14 protein-coding genes are annotated in these 18,042 nt (G+C 70.2%); 8 read left to right on the plus strand and 6 right to left on the minus strand.

Annotation, left to right across the window (positions count from 1 at the left end; all coding sequences use genetic code 11):
• Nucleotides 1-113: 113 nt before the first annotated feature.
• On the minus strand, nt 114-629 hold the full coding sequence (locus ACIPVK_RS05480; RefSeq protein ID WP_407610954.1) for a metallopeptidase family protein: 516 nt from the start codon (nt 627-629) through the stop codon (nt 114-116).
• A gap of 96 nt (nt 630-725) precedes the next feature.
• On the opposite strand from ACIPVK_RS05480, the gene ACIPVK_RS05485 reads away from it, so the two are divergent.
• The 4 genes from ACIPVK_RS05485 to ACIPVK_RS05500 all read left to right on the plus strand — a co-directional run bounded on the left by ACIPVK_RS05485 (nt 726) and on the right by ACIPVK_RS05500 (nt 4,467).
• Nucleotides 726-1,124 carry a DUF3499 domain-containing protein gene (locus tag ACIPVK_RS05485; RefSeq protein WP_407610955.1) on the plus strand — a complete coding sequence of 133 codons (399 nt, stop codon included), beginning with the start codon at nt 726-728 and terminating at the stop codon, nt 1,122-1,124.
• Between the two features lie 10 nt (nt 1,125-1,134).
• The gene (locus tag ACIPVK_RS05490) at nt 1,135-1,332 is read left to right on the plus strand and encodes a Trm112 family protein (RefSeq protein ID WP_407610956.1); all 198 of its coding nucleotides are present in this window, start codon (nt 1,135-1,137) and stop codon (nt 1,330-1,332) included.
• 12 nt (nt 1,333-1,344) lie between these two features.
• Nucleotides 1,345-2,811 carry an adenosylhomocysteinase gene (gene ahcY / locus ACIPVK_RS05495; protein WP_407610957.1) on the plus strand — a complete coding sequence of 489 codons (1,467 nt, stop codon included), beginning with the start codon at nt 1,345-1,347 and terminating at the stop codon, nt 2,809-2,811.
• Between the two features lie 243 nt (nt 2,812-3,054).
• Nucleotides 3,055-4,467 carry a TIGR01906 family membrane protein gene (locus ACIPVK_RS05500; protein ID WP_407610958.1) on the plus strand — a complete coding sequence of 471 codons (1,413 nt, stop codon included), beginning with the start codon at nt 3,055-3,057 and terminating at the stop codon, nt 4,465-4,467.
• 98 nt (nt 4,468-4,565) lie between these two features.
• Here the strand turns inward: ACIPVK_RS05500 and ACIPVK_RS05505 are convergent, their stop codons facing one another.
• Nucleotides 4,566-6,413 (minus strand): AMP-dependent synthetase/ligase, encoded by a 1,848-nt coding sequence (locus ACIPVK_RS05505; RefSeq protein ID WP_407610959.1) that lies wholly within the window; start codon nt 6,411-6,413, stop codon nt 4,566-4,568.
• A 74-nt stretch (nt 6,414-6,487) separates the two neighbouring features.
• Entirely contained in the window at nt 6,488-8,095 is a 1,608-nt protein-coding gene (locus tag ACIPVK_RS05510; RefSeq protein ID WP_407610960.1) for a dolichyl-phosphate-mannose--protein mannosyltransferase, read from the minus strand.
• A 65-nt stretch (nt 8,096-8,160) separates the two neighbouring features.
• Here ACIPVK_RS05510 and rsmI point away from each other — a divergent pair, with 65 nt between their 5' ends.
• Together rsmI and ACIPVK_RS05520 are read left to right on the plus strand one after the other, a co-directional pair.
• Entirely contained in the window at nt 8,161-9,009 is an 849-nt protein-coding gene (gene rsmI, locus ACIPVK_RS05515; RefSeq protein WP_407610961.1) for a 16S rRNA (cytidine(1402)-2'-O)-methyltransferase, read from the plus strand.
• A 193-nt stretch (nt 9,010-9,202) separates the two neighbouring features.
• Nucleotides 9,203-10,687 (plus strand): NAD-dependent succinate-semialdehyde dehydrogenase, encoded by a 1,485-nt coding sequence (locus ACIPVK_RS05520; protein ID WP_407610962.1) that lies wholly within the window; start codon nt 9,203-9,205, stop codon nt 10,685-10,687.
• Nucleotides 10,688-10,775: 88 nt separating this feature from the next.
• On the opposite strand, the gene rfbA is transcribed toward ACIPVK_RS05520, so the two are convergent.
• On the minus strand, nt 10,776-11,660 hold the full coding sequence (rfbA, locus tag ACIPVK_RS05525) for a glucose-1-phosphate thymidylyltransferase RfbA (RefSeq protein ID WP_407611040.1): 885 nt from the start codon (nt 11,658-11,660) through the stop codon (nt 10,776-10,778).
• 57 nt (nt 11,661-11,717) lie between these two features.
• Between rfbA and rfbB the strand changes: the two genes are divergently transcribed.
• Together rfbB and ACIPVK_RS05535 are read left to right on the plus strand one after the other, a co-directional pair.
• A complete protein-coding gene (gene rfbB, locus ACIPVK_RS05530; protein WP_407610963.1) occupies nt 11,718-12,764 on the plus strand; it encodes a dTDP-glucose 4,6-dehydratase in 1,047 nt (348 codons plus the stop codon).
• Nucleotides 12,761-14,170, plus strand: a complete 1,410-nt coding sequence (locus tag ACIPVK_RS05535; protein WP_407610964.1) for a sugar nucleotide-binding protein — start codon at nt 12,761-12,763, stop codon at nt 14,168-14,170. The genes rfbB and ACIPVK_RS05535 overlap by 4 nt, the downstream gene beginning before the upstream one ends.
• Here ACIPVK_RS05535 and ACIPVK_RS05540 read toward each other — a convergent pair.
• Nucleotides 14,152-16,599, minus strand: a complete 2,448-nt coding sequence (locus tag ACIPVK_RS05540) for a transglutaminaseTgpA domain-containing protein (RefSeq protein WP_407610965.1) — start codon at nt 16,597-16,599, stop codon at nt 14,152-14,154. The two genes, ACIPVK_RS05535 and ACIPVK_RS05540, sit on opposite strands and share 19 nt — an antisense overlap.
• Nucleotides 16,596-18,011 (minus strand): DUF58 domain-containing protein, encoded by a 1,416-nt coding sequence (locus tag ACIPVK_RS05545; protein WP_407610966.1) that lies wholly within the window; start codon nt 18,009-18,011, stop codon nt 16,596-16,598. Before ACIPVK_RS05545 ends, ACIPVK_RS05540 begins: the two co-directional genes overlap by 4 nt.
• Between the last annotated feature and the right edge of the window lie 31 nt (nt 18,012-18,042).

Below are 18,042 nucleotides of genomic sequence, written 5' to 3' on the forward strand. Positions count from 1 at the left end.
CCTTCAATGTGGCACTACCATTCCACAGCGGTTTGGCTGCAAGGCCAAGACCCGACCGAAAAGGCAAACCACGAAGGCTTGAAGCGGAGGTTCCGGCCTCACTTACATATTGTCTAGTCGTTCGGGCCGGTGCCCCATACCCCGTATTCGGGGTCGATGGACTGCGGGTCCATGGCCCATAGATCTGCCAGCTGCTCCACGATCGACATGTGCACCAGCTCCGGCAGCAGTTCCGGGCCGCGGACGCACGCCTCCTCGATGGGGCGGCGGTAGAGCGTGATGCGGTCCGGGCGCCCTGGCCGCGCCGAGCGGTTGGTGGCCCACGGCACCCGGGTCCCGGCCGCCTGCGCGCGGGCCAACACCTTGGCGTTCGGGACCAGCATGATGCGGAAGTCGATGGAGGTCACCCGGTCGCCCCAGCGGTCGGCCAGGCGTTCGGCGGATTCGACGATCAGGTCCTCGAAGCGCTCGGAACGGGTGCGCGCCCCGGGCAGCGGGGCCATGATCATGGGCCCGCGCCGGCCGCGGCCGTGCCGGTTGCGCTTGCGGGCGGCGAAGCCCCGGGTGTCCCCGCTGTGCAGCGAGGCCGGATCGCGCCCGTCCAAATCGATAGACAGTTTTCCGGACATAGCACCAAGCCTATGCCACCTTGCGTCCCCGGGATCCGCCTGCCGCACGGCGGTGCGCCGTCGGCGGGCCGCCGCCCTGCGGTAGTCTGTGTAACCGTGGGATCATCCAGACTTTGTTCACGTTCGGCGTGCCGCCAGCCGGCCATCGCCACCCTGACGTATGTGTACGCCGACTCGACGGCGGTGCTGGGTCCCTTGGCGACCTTCGCGGAGCCGCATTGCTACGACTTGTGCACCCTCCATGCCGAGCGCCTGACGGTGCCGCTGGGCTGGGAAGTCATGCGCCTGGCATTGCCCGAGCAGGGGCGGTTGCGCAACGACGACCTGTACGCGCTGGCCAATGCGGTGCGGGAAAACGAGGCCCAGGCCGCACCCGCACCCGCCGCCGAGGTCCCGGCGCCACGCACCTCGCCGCCGGCCATCGAGCCGGGCAACGCCCAGTCCATGACGCGGCGCCACCTGCGGGTGCTGCGCGAAGGGAAGCAGGAGCCCTAAACTGGGTTCCATGTCGAATCTTTCAGCCCAACTCATTGCCCAGCTCCGCTGCCCGGTCACCGGTTCCACCCTCGTCCAGCACGGGGACACCCTCAGGTCCACCGGCACCGGGGCCAACGGGGAAACCTACAGCTACGACATCGTCGAGGGGATCCCGGTCATGCTGGCCACCGAGGCCACGACGATCCCCGCGCAAAGCCTGGGCTAGGCGGTAGGGGCGATGGGCATCGATTTCAAGGTCGCCGACCTTTCCCTGCACGAGGCCGGACGCCACCAGATCCGCCTGGCCGAGCACGAGATGCCGGGATTGATGTCTCTGCGTGCCGAGTATGCCGCGGCCCGGCCGCTGGCCGGGGCCCGGATCGCCGGCTCGCTGCATATGACGGTGCAGACCGCGGTGCTCATCGAAACCCTTGTCGCCCTGGGCGCGCAGGTCCGCTGGGCCTCCTGCAACATCTTCTCCACCCAGGACGAGGCCGCCGCCGCCGTGGTCGTGGGCGCCGGCACCCCCGAAGCCCCGGAAGGCGTCCCGGTCTTCGCCTGGAAGAACGAGTCCCTGGAAGACTACTGGTGGACCGCCGAGCAGATCCTCTCCTGGCCGGGGGCCGAACAGGACCCGGAGCTCGGCCCCAACATGATCCTTGACGACGGCGGGGACGCCACCATGCTGGTGCACCTGGGCGTGCAGTACGAAGCCGCCGGAGCGGTGCCCGGCCCGGAGTCCGCCGAAAGCCACGAGCACGCCATCGTGCTTGACACCCTGCGAGCCTCCCTGGCCCGGGACGGAAGCAAGTTCACGCGGATCTCCAAGAAGATCCTCGGCGTCAGCGAGGAAACGACCACCGGGGTGATGCGCCTGAACCAGATGGCCACCGCCGGCACCCTGCTCTTTCCGGCGATCAACGTCAACGACTCGGTGACCAAGTCGAAGTTCGACAACAAGTACGGCATCCGCCACTCGCTGCCAGACGGGATCATGCGCGCCACCGACGTGCTGATCGGTGGCAAGGTCGTGGTCATCTGCGGCTACGGCGACGTGGGCAAGGGCGCCGCGGAGGCCATGCGCGGCCAGGGCGCCCGGGTGATCGTCACCGAGATCGACCCGATCTGCGCGCTGCAGGCCGCCATGGACGGCTACCAGGTGGCGCGCCTGGAAACCGTGCTGGCCTACGGCGACATCTTCGTCACCACCACCGGCGGCAAGGACATCATCACCGCCGGACACATGCAGTTGATGAAGAACAAGGCCATCGTGGGCAACGTCGGGCACTTCGACAACGAGATCGACATGGCATCGCTCGCCCGCGTCCCGGGCGTCCGGAAGGTCGAGGTCAAGGCGCAGGTGCACGAGTGGACCTTCGAGCCCGGGACCGTGGGGGAGCGTTCGATCATCGTGCTCTCCGAGGGCCGGCTGCTGAACCTGGGCAACGCCACCGGGCACCCCTCGTTCGTGATGTCCAACTCCTTCACCAACCAGGTGATCGCGCAGATCGAGCTGTTCACCAAGGCCGGCAACGGCGAATACGCGAACTCCGTCTACGTGCTGCCCAAGATCCTCGACGAGAAGGTCGCGCGCCTGCACCTGGCGGCCCTGGGCGTCGAATTGACCGAGCTCACGGCCGCTCAGGCGCAATACCTGGGCCTGGACGTCACCGGCCCGTACAAGCCGGAGATGTACCGCTACTAACGTCCTGGGAGGGGCCGCGAAGCGCCGCCGGAGACCGCCGCCGGCGACGGCCGGACGCCATGCCACCTGGAATCCGGGCGCCCGCGCGTCACGGGAGAGACACGCGGACCCCAAAACGCGCTGGTGGGCCCCGGGTGAACCCTTGGCTCGATAGTCTTAGGACTGTGTTTGGCAGTGGGTGATGGTGGCCCGCCGTGCCCCGCACCGCAAGCGCACCGCATGTCAGAGTTTTGAGGGAGAAGCATGGCTGAGCAGGACGAATCGCAGACCGGCAAGCCGGGAACGCCGGCGACCGCACCGGCAGTGCACGGTGCCGAGGCCAAGACGGATTCGGCTACCGGCTCATTGAGCGCGGCCGCAGCGTCGGCCGCCGCCAAGATCGAGGCCTCGCTGGTGGCCTCGCGGGCCGCCGCCGCGCAGAAGGCCGCCGCGACGAAGGCACCGGTGGCTCCGGCCGCGAAGCCTGACGCAACGACCGAGGCCGCGCCCGCGGGTGCACCGGCCAAGCCGGCACAGGCCCCGACCGCGACAACTGCGTCCCCGGCCAAGGCCGCCCCCGCGCCCCTGAAGCCCGCCGACACGGAGAAGGCCACCCCTGCCGCGGCAACCCCCGCGAAGGCAGGCGACGCGAAGGCGGTCCCGGCCAAGCCGGCGGCACAGCCCAAAGTGGAGGAGCCCGAGGAGGTCGAGGACATCATCGCCAAGATTCCGGTGGAGCCACGTCCCGAAACCACCAAGATCGAGAAGTCGGCGGCGCCGGCCGGATCCGCGGCAGCGACCGAAAACGACCAGACCCGCGCGATGCCGCGCCCGGTGGTCCCGGCGACACCGCAAACGGCCTCCGCGATCGCCGAGGCGCGCAGCCGGGTCTTCGGCGCCTACACCCCGGTGCCCGAGCCGACCCCCGCGGCCCGCGAACGCCGTGCCGCCCGCGAGGCGGCCCTGGAATCCAAGCCGCCGCTGGCCCGCACCCTGCAGGTGCTGCTGGCCATCGCCTACCCCTTCGTGCTGTTGATCCTGGCCATCCGCCTGGTCGCAAGCCCCATCTTCCTCTGGATCGCCTACCAGCGCCCCGGCTTCCCGGCCGACAGCTTCGGGTTCACCACCGCGGACCGGCTGACCTACGGGTCCTTCGGCGTGGACTTCCTGAACAACGTCGCCGACAACCGCTACCTGGGTGAGTTGCGCGACCCCAACGGCAACCCGCTCTTCCTGGGCACCGAGGTCCAGCACATGGCCGACGTCAAGAACGTCATGTCCTTCACCTACCTGGGCGGGGCCATCCTGGGCGTCATCGCGCTCATTGCGCTGGCATACCTGGGCAAGCGCTACGCCGGCGGCGTCCGCCGCGGACTCTTTGCCGGATCCGTCGCCACGTTGGTCCTGCTGGCCGGGCTCACCACCCTGGCGATCCTGGGCTGGGACAGCTTCTTCACCACGTTCCACCGGATCTTCTTCGCCAACGGCACCTGGACGTTCAACTACTCGGACACGCTGATCCGGCTCTACCCGCCGCAGTTCTGGATCGATGCGGCCATCGGCATCGGCGGCCTGGTGGTCATCACCGCGCTGGTGACCCTCATCGCCACCTGGCCCACGGCCAAGCGCCGTGAGGGCTCGCGCCTTCGCCAGGAAAAGCGCGTCTTCGGCCTCTAGCGTTTCCGGCACACTATCGGCCACACATGATTCCCGGGTGTTTCCCGGTCCCGTTCCGGGGCCGGGAAACACCCGGGAATTGCCGTATCCGGGACCTTTCAGCGGCGGTAGATTTCCTCGACCCGGTCTTCGAAGTCCTTGATGACGCTGGCCCGCTTCACCTTCAGGGAGGGGGTCAGATGGCCCGACTCCTCGGTGAACTCCGCCTCCAGGACCGCGAACTTCCGGATGCCCTCGGCCCTGGACACCGTGGCGTTGGCGGCATCCACCGCGCCCTGGAGCTCGGCGAGCACCGCCGGATGCGCCGCGGCCTGGGCACCGGAGAGCGCCGGCAGCGAGTTGGCCCGGCACCACGGTGCAAGTTCGTCGGGATCCAGGGTCAACAAAGCCGCGATGAACGGGCGGTTCTCGCCCACCAGGACCACCTGGGAGACCAAGGGCGAGGCGCGGATGATTTCCTCCAACGGCCCGGGCGCCACGTTCTTGCCGCCGGCGGTCACCAGGATGTCCTTCTTGCGGCCGGTGATGGACAGGAACCCGGCCTCGTCAAGCGTCCCGGTGTCGCCGGTCCTGAAGAACCCCTCGTCGTCGAAGGCCTCCGCGGTGGCCCGCGCGTTGCGGTGGTACCCGGCGAACACGCCGATTCCCTTGACCATGACCTCGCCGTCCGGCGCGATGCGGACGGTGGTTCCCGGGATGGGGATGCCCACGGAACCCACGCGCAGGTGCCCGGCCATGTTCACGGTGGCGGGGGCCGTGGTCTCGGTGAGGCCGTAGCCCTCCAGCATGCCCACGCCGGCGCCGCGGAAGAAGTGGGCCAGCCCGGGGTTCAGCGCGCTGGCACCGCAGATCGCGTAGCGCACCCGGCCGCCCAGCACCGCCCGCAGCCTCGGGTAGAGCACCTTGTTGAACAGCGCGTGCCTGGCCAGCAGGGCGGGGGAGCGGCGCGAGGAGAGGCCCCGGGCGCGGGCGTCGGCGCTTTTGGAGAATTCGATGGCCGCCGACTCGGCCTGGGCGAAAAGCCGGCCCTTGCCGGCCGCCAGTGCCGTTCCCGCCGCGGTGGCGCGGATCTTTTCGAAGATCCGGGGCACCGCCAGCAGGAAGCCGGGCCGCACCTCGGCCAGGTCCTGCACCAGCGTCGCGGCGGAGGGGGTGTGGGCAATGGTCGATCCGGCGTGCACGCACACCTGCTGCACGGCACGGGCCAGCACGTGTGCCAACGGCAGGAACATCAAGGTCCGTTCGTTGGCGCCCAGGACCGGGGCCATGTGTGCGGCCAGGTTCACGGCAACGAGGGAGAAGTTCGCGTGCGTCATCATGCAGCCCTTGGGCCGCCCGGTGGTGCCGGAGGTGTAGACCAGGGTGGCGACATCACCCAGCCCGGCGGCGGTCCTGGCGGCCTCGACCTGCTCGTCGTCGATGCTGCCGGCGGCGCCCGCGGCAACCAGGTCCCGGAGGCCGGCGGCCGGGATGCCGTCCGGCACGGGGGAGGACTCCTGCTCGAAGCTCCACACCGTCACCTCCTCGCCCAGGGAACCGGCGGCCTGCCCGATGACCCGGGCGCACGCCGGATCCTCGGCGAAGACGTGGCGGGCCCCGGAGTCCTCAAGGATCCACGCCACCTGGTGCGCCGAGCTGGTCTCGTAGATGGGCACCGACACCGCGCCGGCGAACCAGATGGCCTGCTCGGCCAACGCCCATTCGTAGCGCGTGCGGGACATGATCGCGACGCTTTGCCCCCGTCCGATCCCGGCGGCCAGCAGCATCTTGGCCAGCGAGCGGACGTCCGCGACGAAGTCGGCGGTGGACACGTCGAACCACGACCCGTCGCGTTTGACGCTGAAAAGCGGTGCGTCGTTTTCCCGCCCCAGGCGGTCCATCAGCAATTGGGTGGTGTTGAATTCCTGCGGCAGGTCCGTGAGAAGTGGGGTGCTGGCTTCGCGCATGGTGTGCTGGTTCCTGGGGGTGGGCGTCATGTGGTCTGGGCCATAGTCTATGTTACTCACCAGTAATTTAGGGTTTAGCCCCAGCTGGGCATCCAAATGTGGTTGCGCCAGTTCTCGTAGGTGACCATGTCCCCGGTCCACACCGGCAGGAAGAACGCGGAGACGGCAACGACCAGGGCCAGGAAGATCCCCACGCCCCACAGTGTGCGGCGGGCGTGCCACGGCACCTGGCGGTCGGTGGGCAGGAACCTGCCCAGCACGTAGCACAGCGAGAGGATGAGGAACGGGGCGAAGGGCAGGGTGTAGAAGAAGAACATGGTGCGGTCCGGGTAGGCGAACCACGGCAGGAATCCCGCGGCCAGCCCCGTCAGGATGGCCCCGGCGCGCCAGTCGCGGGCGCCGATCCAGTAGAAGAGCACCAGCAGCAGGCTCAGCGTCGCCGCCCACCACATGATCGGGTTGGGCAGGTCGGTGATCGCCTGCACGCAATTGGCGCTGGTGCACCCGTACTCGCCGTTGCTCCGCGACTCGTAGAAGAAGAGCACGGGGCGTCCGGCAAAGAGCCAGCTCCAGGGCGAGGATTCCCAGCCGTGCGGCGAGCCCAGGCCCTCGTGGAACGCGAAGGCCGCCCGGTGGTATTCACCGAGCGAACGCAGCACCTCCGGGACCCAGCCCCAGGTTTCCGAGGGGTTCTCCGCCGCCCACCGGCGGTAGCGTCCGTCGGCCGAGAGCAGCCAGCCGGTCCAGGTGGCCAGGTACACCGCCAGGGCCGTGGGGATGATGAGCAGGAAGGCAGGGATCCCGTCGCGGGTCAGCCCGGCAAGGAACCAGTGGCGGATCCCGGCGCGGCGCCGCGCGCCGAGGTCCCAGAGCACCGTCATCAGCCCGAAGACGGCAATGAAGGACAGCGCCGACCACTTCACCCCGGCCGCGCACCCGAGCATCACCCCGGCGGCCAGCCGCCACGGCCGCCACCACAGCCACGGGCCGTAGGCCAGCAGTCGGTCCCCGGGACGCGACCCGTCCGCGGTCGACAAGGCCCGGGCCAGTTTTTCGCGCCCGTGGAAGCGGTCAAGGAGCAGGGCGAGGAACCCCGCCAGGAGGAAGAACATCAGGAAGATGTCCAGCAGCCCGGTGCGGGACATGACGATTTGGTGTCCGTCGATGGCCGCCAGCAGGCCGGCCACGCCGCCCAGGAACACCGAGGAGAACAGCTTCTGGGCCACCAGCGCGCAGAGCAGCACCGCGAGGGTGCCGAGAAGCGCGGCGGAAAAGCGCCAGCCCAGCCCGTTGTCGGTGCCGAACAGCCACATCCCGCCGGCGATCAGCCACTTGCCCAGCGGGGGATGGACCACGAAGGAGGCGCTGTCCCCGGGTTCCGGGTGCCCGGCGATGAAGGCGGCGTTGGGGTCATCGCCCCACTCCAGCTCGTAGCCCGCCTGCATCATGGTGTAGGCGTCCTTGACGTAGTAGGTTTCGTCGAAGATCAGCAGGTGCGGGTGCGCGAGGTTGGTGAATCGCAACACCCCCGCGAGTACGGTGACGGCCAGCGGAACGATCCAGCCCCAGATCCCGGTCCGGTGCAGCGGGCCCACCAGGCGGTCCCTCAGGGCCTCGATCCCGAAGGCGCCGGCCGGGGGAAGGACCCAGCGCCGATGTCTCTGCGTGGAAGCGGTAGTCACCGTCAACACTCTACCGGCGCCCGCCGACGGGATCCGGCGGCACGCGCGGGCAGTAGGCTTGGGGCGTGGAAACTCAAGAAACCCCGGGCCAGATCGTCCTGGCGGCGACCCCCATCGGCAACCTTTCCGACGCGTCCCCACGCCTGATCGAGCTCATGAAGAGCGCGGACATCGTGGCCGCGGAGGACACCCGGCGCTTCCTGCACCTGGCCACCGGCCTGGGCGTCCGCGTGCCCGGGCGGCTGATCAGCTACCACGAGCACAACGAAACCCACCGGCTCACCGAGCTGCTCGAACTGGTGGCCGGCGGGGCCACGATCCTGGTGGTCTCCGACGCGGGCATGCCCGCGGTCTCCGACCCCGGGTTCAAGCTGGTCGAGGCCGCCGTGGCCGCCGGCGTCACGGTGACGGCGGTCCCTGGGCCCTCGGCCGTGCTCACCGCACTGGCCCTGTCCGGGCTGCCCACCGACAGGTTCACCTTCGAGGGCTTTTTGCCCCGCAAGGCGGGGGAGCGCACCAAGCGCCTGCAGGATTTGGCGACAGAGGAACGCACCATGGTCTTCTTCGAGGCCCCGCACCGACTGGACGCGATGGTCCGTGCGCTGCGCGACGCCTTCGGGCCCGAGCGCAAGGGCGCCATCGCCCGCGAACTGACCAAGATGTACGAGGAAGTGATCCGCGGAAGCCTCGACGAGCTGCTGCTCTGGGCCGAGGGCGAGGTCCGCGGGGAGATCGCCGTGGTCATCGCCGGTGCGCCCGCCGGGGAACCGGCGCGGGCCACCGACCACGTGGCCCAGGTGCAGCAACTGGTCTCCGAGGGCCTGCGGCTCAAGGAGGCGGTGGCTGCGGTGGCCGAGACCGAGCGGGTGTCCAAGCGCGAACTCTACGCGGCGGTGCTCGAGGCCCGCGCCTGATTCCGGCCCGCCGAATCGGGGCGGCCCGGCGCCCCCGAAACACCGTCGGGGCGCGCGTGGGGTACCTGCACAAAATGGGGGCTGCGTCATAGTGCAGTTGGAAATTTACAGTGACTTGCCGCGGCACTAGCGTGGAGACCAACAAGATCCTGCAATTCTCGCAACACCATACTGTTCAAGGGAGAACGCCCCAATGACCATTACCCCCGAACGCGAAGCCGAGCTACTCGCCTCCGTCCCGACCGGTTTGCTGATCAATGGCGAATGGCGCGACGCCTCCGACGGCGGAACCTTCGATGTCGTCGATCCGGCCACCGGCAAGGTGCTTGCAACCCTGGCCAGCGCGACCTCCGAGGACGCCATGGCCGCCCTCGACGCCGCGGACGCCATCCAGTCCAAGTGGGCCCTGACCGCACCGCGCGAGCGCGCGGAGATCCTGCGCCGCGCCTTCGACCTGGTCACCGCGCGTGCCGATGACTTCGCGCTGCTGATGAGCCTGGAAATGGGCAAGCCGGTCCCCGAGGCCCGCGGCGAGGTCACCTACGGCGCCGAGTTCCTGCGCTGGTTCTCCGAGGAGACGGTGCGCGACTACGGCCGCTACCTCACCACCCCCGAGGGCAAGAACAAGATGATCGTGCAGACCAAGCCGGTCGGCCCGTGCTTGCTGATCACCCCGTGGAACTTCCCGCTGGCCATGGCCACCCGCAAGGTCGCCCCGGCGATCGCCGCCGGCTGCACCATGGTGCTCAAGCCCGCCAAGCTCACCCCGCTGACTTCCCAGCTCTTCGCCGCCGTCATGATGGAAGCCGGCCTGCCGGCCGGCGTGCTCAACGTGGTCTCCTCCAAGAGCGCCTCGAAGATCTCCGGCCCGCTGATGCAGGATGACCGCCTGCGCAAGGTCTCCTTCACCGGCTCCACCGCCGTGGGCAAGATGCTCATGAAGGACGCCGCGGACAAGGTGCTGCGCACCTCCATGGAGCTCGGCGGCAACGCGCCGTTCCTGGTCTTCGAGGACGCCGACCTGGACGCCGCCGTCGAGGGCGCCATGGCCGCCAAGATGCGCAACATGGGCGAGGCCTGCACCGCGGCCAACCGCTTCCTGGTCCACGAGTCCGTGGCCAAGGAGTTCATCGCCAAGTTCGCCGCAGCCATGGGTGCGCTGAAGACCGGACGCGGCACCGAGGCCAGCACCAACGTCGGCCCGATCATCGATGCCGGTGCGCGCGACGACATCCACGCGCTGGTCTCCAAGGCCGTCGAGGCAGGCGCCGTTGCGGAGACCGGCGGCGCCCCGGTCGAGGGCCCGGGCTACTTCTACGCACCGACCGTGCTGTCGAACGTCGCCAACGACGCGGAGATCCTGCGCCAGGAAATCTTCGGCCCCGTCGCCCCGGTGACCACCTTCCGCGACGAGGCACATGCCATCGAACTGGCCAACGCCAGCGAGTACGGCCTGGCCTCCTACATCTACACCCGCGACCACAACCGCCTCTTCCGCGTCGCGGAGCAGATCGAATTCGGCCTGGTCGGATTCAACGCCGGCGTCATCTCCAACGCCGCCGCCCCGTTCGGCGGCGTGAAGCAGTCGGGCCTGGGCCGCGAGGGCGGCGCCGAGGGCCTGGCCGAGTACACCACCACCCAGTACATCGGCATCGCCGACCCGTACGCCGCACGCTAGGAACACCGGCGCACGCAGCACGGCGCCCCCGGCTCCGCCCTTTCCCCTCGCGGGGGAGGAGCGGAGGCGGGGGCGCCGTTCGCATTTGCTAGTGGTAGGGGTCCTCGAAGTCATGGCCCAGCAGCGTGCGCAGGTAGTCGCCGTAGCCGCTCTTGCCCAGCTTCGCCGCACACGCCTCCAGCGCCGCATCGTCGATCAGGCCCCGGCGCCAGGCGACCTCCTCGGGAACGCCGATCTTCAGTCCCTGCCGCGCCTCGATGGTGCGGATGAAGTTCGAGGCGTCGTTGAGCGAATCGAAGGTCCCGGTGTCCAGCCACGCGGTGCCGCGGGCCAGCACGTTCACGCGCAGCGAGCCCTCGTCGAGGTATTGGCGGTTGATGTCGGTGATCTCCAGTTCCCCGCGCGCCGAGGGCTCCAGGACCCTGGCCCGCTCGATCACGGTGTTGTCGTAGAAGTAGAGTCCCGGCACCGCGTAGTGGCTCCGGGGGTTCTGCGGCTTTTCCTCCAGGGACACCGCCTTGCCCTCGGCGTTGAACTCCACGACGCCATAGGCGCCCGGGTCCTTGACCCAGTACCCGAAGATCGAGGCCCCGCCGTCGGCATGGAAATCGGCCAGCTGCGACCCGAAGCCCGGGCCGTAGAAGATGTTGTCGCCCAGCACCAGGGCCACCGGCCCGTCGCCGATGTGCGCGGCCCCGATGAGGAAGGCCTGCGCCAGACCGTCGGGCGACTCCTGGACCGCGTAGTCGATCCGGATCCCGAACTGCGACCCGTTGCCCAGCAGCCCGCGGAACTGGTGCGCGTCGCCCGGCGTGGTGATGACCAGGATTTCGGTGATGCCCGCGAGCATCAGCGTGCTCAGCGGGTAGTAGATCATGGGCTTGTCGTAAACAGGTACGAGCTGTTTTGAAATCCCATGTGTGATCGGATGCAAGCGCGATCCGGTGCCCCCAGCAAGTATGATCCCCTTCATGGGGCCCATAGTAGGCACACCTAGCCGTGCTTGGGGAGGGGCGCTAGCCTTGCAACCATGAAAAGAATCCTGATAACCGGGGGTGCGGGATTCATTGGGGCAAACTTCGTGCACTATTTGATCGAGCACTCCGACGCCGAAATCACCGTTCTCGACGCCCTGACCTATGCGGGGAACAAGGAATCGTTGCGCGGGATACCCGCTGCGCGCCTGCACCTGGTGGTCGGGGACATCACCGATGCGCCGCTGGTCGGGCAGCTGGTGGCAGCGGCCGACGCGGTCGTGCATTTTGCCGCCGAGTCGCACAACGACAACTCGCTCTTCGACCCCCGGCCGTTCTTGGACACCAACGTGGTGGGCACCTACACGCTGCTGGAGGCGGTGCGCCGCCACGATACGCGCTTCCACCATATTTCCACCGACGAGGTCTACGGGGACCTGGCACTCGATGATCCCGCCCGGTTCACCGAGTCGACCCCCTACAACCCCTCCAGCCCGTACTCCTCCACCAAGGCGGCCTCGGACCTGTTGGTGCGGGCCTGGGTGCGCTCCTTCGGGGTGCGGGCCACCATCAGCAACTGCTCCAACAACTACGGCCCCTACCAGCATGTGGAGAAGTTCATTCCGCGGCAGATCACCAACATCCTGCACGGGGTGCGGCCCAAGCTCTACGGCGCCGGGGCCAACGTGCGCGACTGGATCCACGTGGAGGACCATTCCTCGGCTGTGTGGGAGATCCTGCGCCGCGGGACGGTGGGCAGGACCTACCTCGTCGGCGCCGACGGGGAGAAGTCCAACCGCGAGGTGCTGGGGCTGATCCTGGGCCTCATGGGCCAGGACCCCGGGGCATTCGACACCGTCGCGGACCGGGCGGGCCACGACCTGCGCTACGGGATCGACGCGACCGTGCTGCGCGAGGAACTCGGCTGGAGCCCGGCGCACCGGGACCTTTCCGCCGGGCTGGCCCGGACCATCGACTGGTACCGGCGGAACCCCTGGTGGTGGGAGGGTTCCAAGGCCGGAACCGAGGACCGCTACCTGCAACAGGCCGCCGCGCAGGGCGCCGAAGGCCACGGAACCGGAAAAATCGGGGACGGGGCATGAACGAGCCAACGGTGCAACGGACCGGGATCCCCGGGCTGCTGCTGGTCCAGCTGCCCGTCCACGAGGATGCGCGCGGCTGGTTCAAGGAGAACTGGCAGCGCGAAAAGATGGTGGCGGCGGGGCTGCCCGACTTCCGGCCCGTGCAAAACAACGTCTCCTTCAACCGCAACCCCGGCACCACCCGAGGCATCCACGCCGAACCCTGGGACAAGTACGTCGCGGTCGTGGGCGGGGAGGTCTTCGGCGCCTGGGTCGACCTGCGCGCCGGGGAAGGCTTCGGCAAGAGCTTCAGCACCAGGCTGGGCCCGGGGCAGGCCGTCTTCGTCCCGCGCGGGGTCGGCAACGGCTTCCAGACCCTGGCACCCGACACCGGCTACAGCTACCTGGTCACCGAGCACTGGACCGAGGCCGCGCGCGACAAATACACGTTCCTGAACCTCGCCGACGCACAGGCCAACATCCCCTGGCCCATTGCGCTGGAACAGGCCACGGTCTCCGACGCCGACAGGGGGCACCCGCACCTGGCTGGGGTGCGGCCCGTCGCCCCGCCCAGGACGCTGGTCCTGGGGGCCAACGGGCAGGTGGGCCGCGCCCTGGCCGCGCTGGCGCCGGCCGACGGCTACGACTTCCGCAGCCGCGCGCAGCTGGACATCGCGGATCCGGCGCAACTGGCCGCGGTGGACTTCTCCGCCTATGCCACGGTCATCAACGCCGCGGCCTACACCCGGGTGGATGCCGCCGAGACCGCCGAGGGCCGCCGCGAGGCGTGGTCCACCAACGTCACCGCGCTGGCCGCCCTGGCCGCGGCCTGCACCCGGCACGACCTGACGCTGGTGCACCTCTCCAGCGACTATGTCTTCGACGGCGAACGCACCGTGCACACCGAGGACGAGGACCCGAGCCCGCTGGGGGTCTACGGGCAGACCAAGGCCGCCGGGGACGCCATCGTCGCGGGCGTGGCCAAGCACTACGTGGTGCGCACCAGCTGGGTGGTGGGGGACGGGAACAACTTCGTGGCCACCATGGCCGGGCTGGCAGGGCGCGGCATCGACCCCGCGGTCGTCGACGACCAGGTCGGGCGACTGGGGTTCGCCACGGACGTGGCCTCCGGGATCCTTCACCTGCTGGAGGCCCGGCCGCCCGCCGGCACCTACAACCTGAGCAACTCGGGCGAGCCGGCCTCCTGGGCGCGCATCGCCGCGGAGGTCTTCACCGTGCTGGGGCAGGACCCCGGCCGGATCACCCCGACCTCCACGGCCGCCTACTACGGCTCGCGCCCCGGCATCGCCCCGCGCCCCGCGAACAGCACCCTGGACCTGGCCAAGATCGGCGCGGCCGGGTTCGCGCCGCGGGACCAGTTCGAGGCCCTGGCCGACTACCTGGCCGGCTACCGGGCCGAGGCGTAGCCGGCCGCTTCCAGCGGGCGCGGGGCGAAGAGCGAACGCGGCCACAGCCCGCGCCCCAGGCGCTCGCCGGCGCCCATCGAGCCGGCGATCGTCCGCTTCACCTCGCCCAGGGCCTGCCCCAGCGCCGCCGGGTCGGGGCCGGCGCCGGGGCGCGCGTAGCGCTGGCGCTCGTAGGCGCCGGCCAGCAAGGCCAGGGGTTCGGCGGCCGCGGGGAAGGTGCGGGCCAGGCGCCGGGCATAGTCGCCGGCCGACTCGTCCAGGCGCATGGGCCAGGCGTAGTCCAGGCCCAGGGCCACCAGCTCGGCCCAGGCCGCCGCGGGCCCGGTTTCCCTGCCGCGCCGGACCTCCGCGAGCCCCGGCCGGCGCAGGCGCGTCAGGCGGCCGGTGCGCTGGATCCGGCGCACGAGCCACGGCACGGCCCCGGCCAGCAGCACGACCAACACCATGCGCGCCACGTCCGGTCCCGGGGTCCCGGCGCCCGGGCCGCTGCCCGGTGCCGCAGCCGGTGCATCGGAGGAGGCCGCGGTGGAACCGGAGGCCGAGGCGGAATTTGTCGGGTTGGTCGGGTTGGTCTCCGGGGCGGAGCCGGCGCTGGGTGCGGGCAACGCCGGCGCATAGGCGGGCGGGACCCCGCGCCCGGGGGTCGGCTCGAACGCCACCCATCCGGCCCCGGGGAAGTAGAGCTCCGGCCAGGCGTGGGCGTTGCGCGAGCTGACGGTGAATTCGGCCAGTTCCGTGCCGTTCTGCCCGGTGATCGACACCCCGGTGGGGGTGCCCGGGGCGTAGCCGGTGACCAGCCTGCTGGGGATGTCCAGCTCCCGGGACATCAGGGCCATGGTGGAGGCGAAGTGCACGCAGTACCCGGCCTTTTTCTCCAGGAAGGCATCGATGACGTCCATGCCGCTGCCGTCGTAGCCGTCCTGGACCGGGGTCTGCTCGGAGTACGTGAAGGCCGCCGAACGAAGGTAGTCCTGGATGGCGACGGCCTGGTTGTACGGGTCGGCCCCGGCGTCGCCCACCGCGTCCTCGGTGGCCCGGGCCAGGGAATCGGGGACGTCGTCGGGCAGCTGCAGGTATTGCGGGTCGACCTCGGCAAAGAAGCCGCGCGGAATCGAGGACGACAAGTCCTGAAGCATTCGTGCGGAGATCTCCGGGTTCACGCTCATCACGGAGTAGTCGGCGGCCACCGGCACCTGGTCCTCGGCGGCGAGCAGGGTGCCGGTGTCGGGGCTCCATCCCCAGTTTCCGCCCAGGCCGTTGAGCGTGATCGAGTTGGCGGGAAGCGGCATCCACGCGCCGCGGTACCGGTCGGTGAGTACCCGCGTGAAGACGGGCTGCGCGGACTCGAACGCGCTCGGGAAGGCGCGTGTCACCAGGTTCGCGGTGGCCGGGACCCGGTAGGTCTCGGGGTCCGGCAGCCAGCGGTCCGCCGCGAGCTGGCCGATCACCGAGGTGCGCAGGTAGGTGGGGGAACCCGAATCGGTGAAGTAGCGCAGCACCGTGCCGGAGGAGCGGTTGCGCAGGTCGTTGCCCAGCGCGATCAGCGGGTCGATGTTGGTCGCGAGCCTGCCCCAGGACGGACGGGTCCCCTCGGTGAGCATGCCCTTGGAAAACCCGGGAATGGCGGCGGGCAGCAGCAGCAACGCGATGAGCGCACCGGCGATGAGCGCGCCGCCCTGCAGCAGCGCCCCGCGGGCGCGCGGCGCGGGGGAGTCCCGCAGCCCGGAGGCCCCCTGCGGGGCCGCGAGTTCCACGGCGCGGCGCTTGCCGGAGCGGGTGCCGGCCGCCAGCCACCGGGAGGCGGCCAGCACCAGCAGGTAGCCCACCGCCGTGGTGCACACCGCTCCGATCCCGGCCCCGTGCGGCTCGAAGAGCGAGGCGATGGACAGCAGCAGCGCCAGCGGGATGCCGGCCAGGGCCGCGGCGCGAAGCTCGAAGGCCAGGGTGTCCACGGCAAGGGCCACCGCGGCGGCCCAGAGGCAGACGGAGAAGACGATCACCCCGGTGGTTTGCACCGGCGGCACCTGGGAGCCCATTTGCTCGTTGGCCATGGCCCAGACCTTCAGCAGGGCGCGGTAGGTCGACCCGGTGGGAACCACGCCCAGCCAGGCGGTGTTGGAGAAGAACAGGAAGGTCAGTGCCATGACGGCCACCACGGCTCCGGCAAGCGTCGCCAGGTAGCGGCGGGAGGTGAGGCACCGCACCAGGTTGGTGGCCAGCACGATGCAGGCCACGACGACGAACACCTGGAGCATCCATCCCCAGCCGCTGACCACCCCGTGCACCGAGGCGGTGGCCCCGAGCATCGCCACGAGCGTGGCCAGCGCCGCGAACGCGGCCGCCGGGACCCCGGCGGCCGGTGCCCGGTGCGTCCGGGCGGCCGGCGCCGGTTCCGGGGTGCGGGTCCGGGGGAGGGTCGCGGTGCTCATGACCGGCTCCCCAATGCGCCCCAGGCCTCGGCGAGCGTGGTCTTCGGGTTCACCGCGACGGCGGACCAGCCGGCCTGCCGGAAGCGCGAGATGACCGGGTGCAAGTGGTCCTCGCGGTTGGCCACGCACAGCACCGTCACCTTGCTGCGGGCCCCGACGACCTCGAGCCAGGCATCGGCCTGCTCCTCGGTGGGCTCGCCCAGGATCAGCACCAGCCGGTCGCCGCGCTCGCGCATGCGTTCCTTCAGGGCTGCGGCGAGCGTCGCCCGGTCGCTCTCCCGGCGCACCATCCCGGCGTCTTCCAGGCCCAGGGCCGCGAGCGCCTGTTGCATCCGGGACGTGGCGTGGGGCCCGGCAAAGAGCTCGTCGGCGTCCTCGGTGCCCGAGGCGCTCACGTCGTTGATGCCCTGGCCGCGGTGGTCGATCAGGTCGATCCCGAACCCCGTTTGCGCCAGGTAGGCGCCGACGCCCAGCGCCGCGTGCAGTGCCCATTCGAACCTCCGGCTGGAGTCCTTGGGGGCGGAGGTGAATTGCGGGATCTGCAGGGTCGGCTCGGTGCCCACGCCCTGGGCGAGGAAGGCCGCGCGGGAGCGGTCGAGCATGATCACCGCGCGCGGGGTGGCCCGGTAGTCCTCCTGGCGCACCATCAGCGAGCCGCGCCTGGCGGTGGCGGGCCAGTGGATGCGCCGCACGGTGTCCCCGGGCCGGTACTCGCGGGTCATCACCTCGAAGGAATCGGGGGTCAGCCGGCGGTTGGACGCGGCCTGGCCGTGGGAGCCGTGTTCGCCGGGAATCCCGGTGGGCTCCAGCGCCTCGCACACCGGCAGGGCAATCAGGGCGCTGGGCGCATCGAGGGCGGCGGGCCGGGCGGCGAGCCCGAAGACGTCGGCAACCTGTGCCCGCACCGGCCCGACAGCGTAGATGCCGCGGGTGGCCGGCCGCAGCCGGTACTCGTACCAGCTGCCCGAGCCCTGCACCGCGGTGCGCGAGGGATAGCTGAACTCCGGGCCCTTGCCGAAGTCCTCGGGCAGGGTGTCGGTGAGCGGGATCGAGGCGCCGGCGCGTCCGGAGTGGGTGATGTGCAGCCGCACCCGCACCGGGGAATCGGTGGTTGCCTGCGCCGGGCTGAAGGTCCGCTCCACGCTCAGCGCCGGATTGCCGAAGCGCAGCAGGAAGGCCGCCAGCAGGGGGGTGAGCAGCAGGAACAGGGAGATCGCCAGCAGCTCGCGCCGCCCCAGCAGGAAGGCCAGCAGCAGGGCGATGGCCCCGGAGGCAAAAAGCCCCCAGCCGCGGGCCGTGAGGAAGCCCAGGTGGACCTTCTCGCGCAGCGTCGTCGGCTTCTCCGCGATGGAAAAGCGGTGGTGGGTGGGGGATTCGCGGAACTCGTTGGGTTCCGCGGCGTTGGTGCTCATGCTTGTCTCGCCTGGTCTCTAACGCGCCCGG

Origin of the sequence: Paeniglutamicibacter sp. MACA_103 (genome assembly GCF_045798555.1) — a bacterium.
In the GTDB taxonomy this organism is placed as follows: domain Bacteria; phylum Actinomycetota; class Actinomycetes; order Actinomycetales; family Micrococcaceae; genus Paeniglutamicibacter.

Coding starts and splice junctions, on each gene's coding strand:
- ahcY (WP_407610957.1), top strand. CDS start 1,345: ATGGGCATCGATTTCAAGGTCGCCGACCTTTCCCTGCACGAGGCCGGA.
- ACIPVK_RS05545 (WP_407610966.1), bottom strand. CDS start 18,011: ATGAGCACCAACGCCGCGGAACCCAACGAGTTCCGCGAATCCCCCACC.
- ACIPVK_RS05520 (WP_407610962.1), top strand. CDS start 9,203: ATGACCATTACCCCCGAACGCGAAGCCGAGCTACTCGCCTCCGTCCCG.
- ACIPVK_RS05505 (WP_407610959.1), bottom strand. CDS start 6,413: ATGCGCGAAGCCAGCACCCCACTTCTCACGGACCTGCCGCAGGAATTC.
- ACIPVK_RS05540 (WP_407610965.1), bottom strand. CDS start 16,599: ATGAGCACCGCGACCCTCCCCCGGACCCGCACCCCGGAACCGGCGCCG.
- rfbB (WP_407610963.1), top strand. CDS start 11,718: ATGAAAAGAATCCTGATAACCGGGGGTGCGGGATTCATTGGGGCAAAC.
- ACIPVK_RS05500 (WP_407610958.1), top strand. CDS start 3,055: ATGGCTGAGCAGGACGAATCGCAGACCGGCAAGCCGGGAACGCCGGCG.
- rfbA (WP_407611040.1), bottom strand. CDS start 11,660: ATGAAGGGGATCATACTTGCTGGGGGCACCGGATCGCGCTTGCATCCG.
- ACIPVK_RS05490 (WP_407610956.1), top strand. CDS start 1,135: ATGTCGAATCTTTCAGCCCAACTCATTGCCCAGCTCCGCTGCCCGGTC.
- ACIPVK_RS05480 (WP_407610954.1), bottom strand. CDS start 629: ATGTCCGGAAAACTGTCTATCGATTTGGACGGGCGCGATCCGGCCTCG.
- ACIPVK_RS05535 (WP_407610964.1), top strand. CDS start 12,761: ATGAACGAGCCAACGGTGCAACGGACCGGGATCCCCGGGCTGCTGCTG.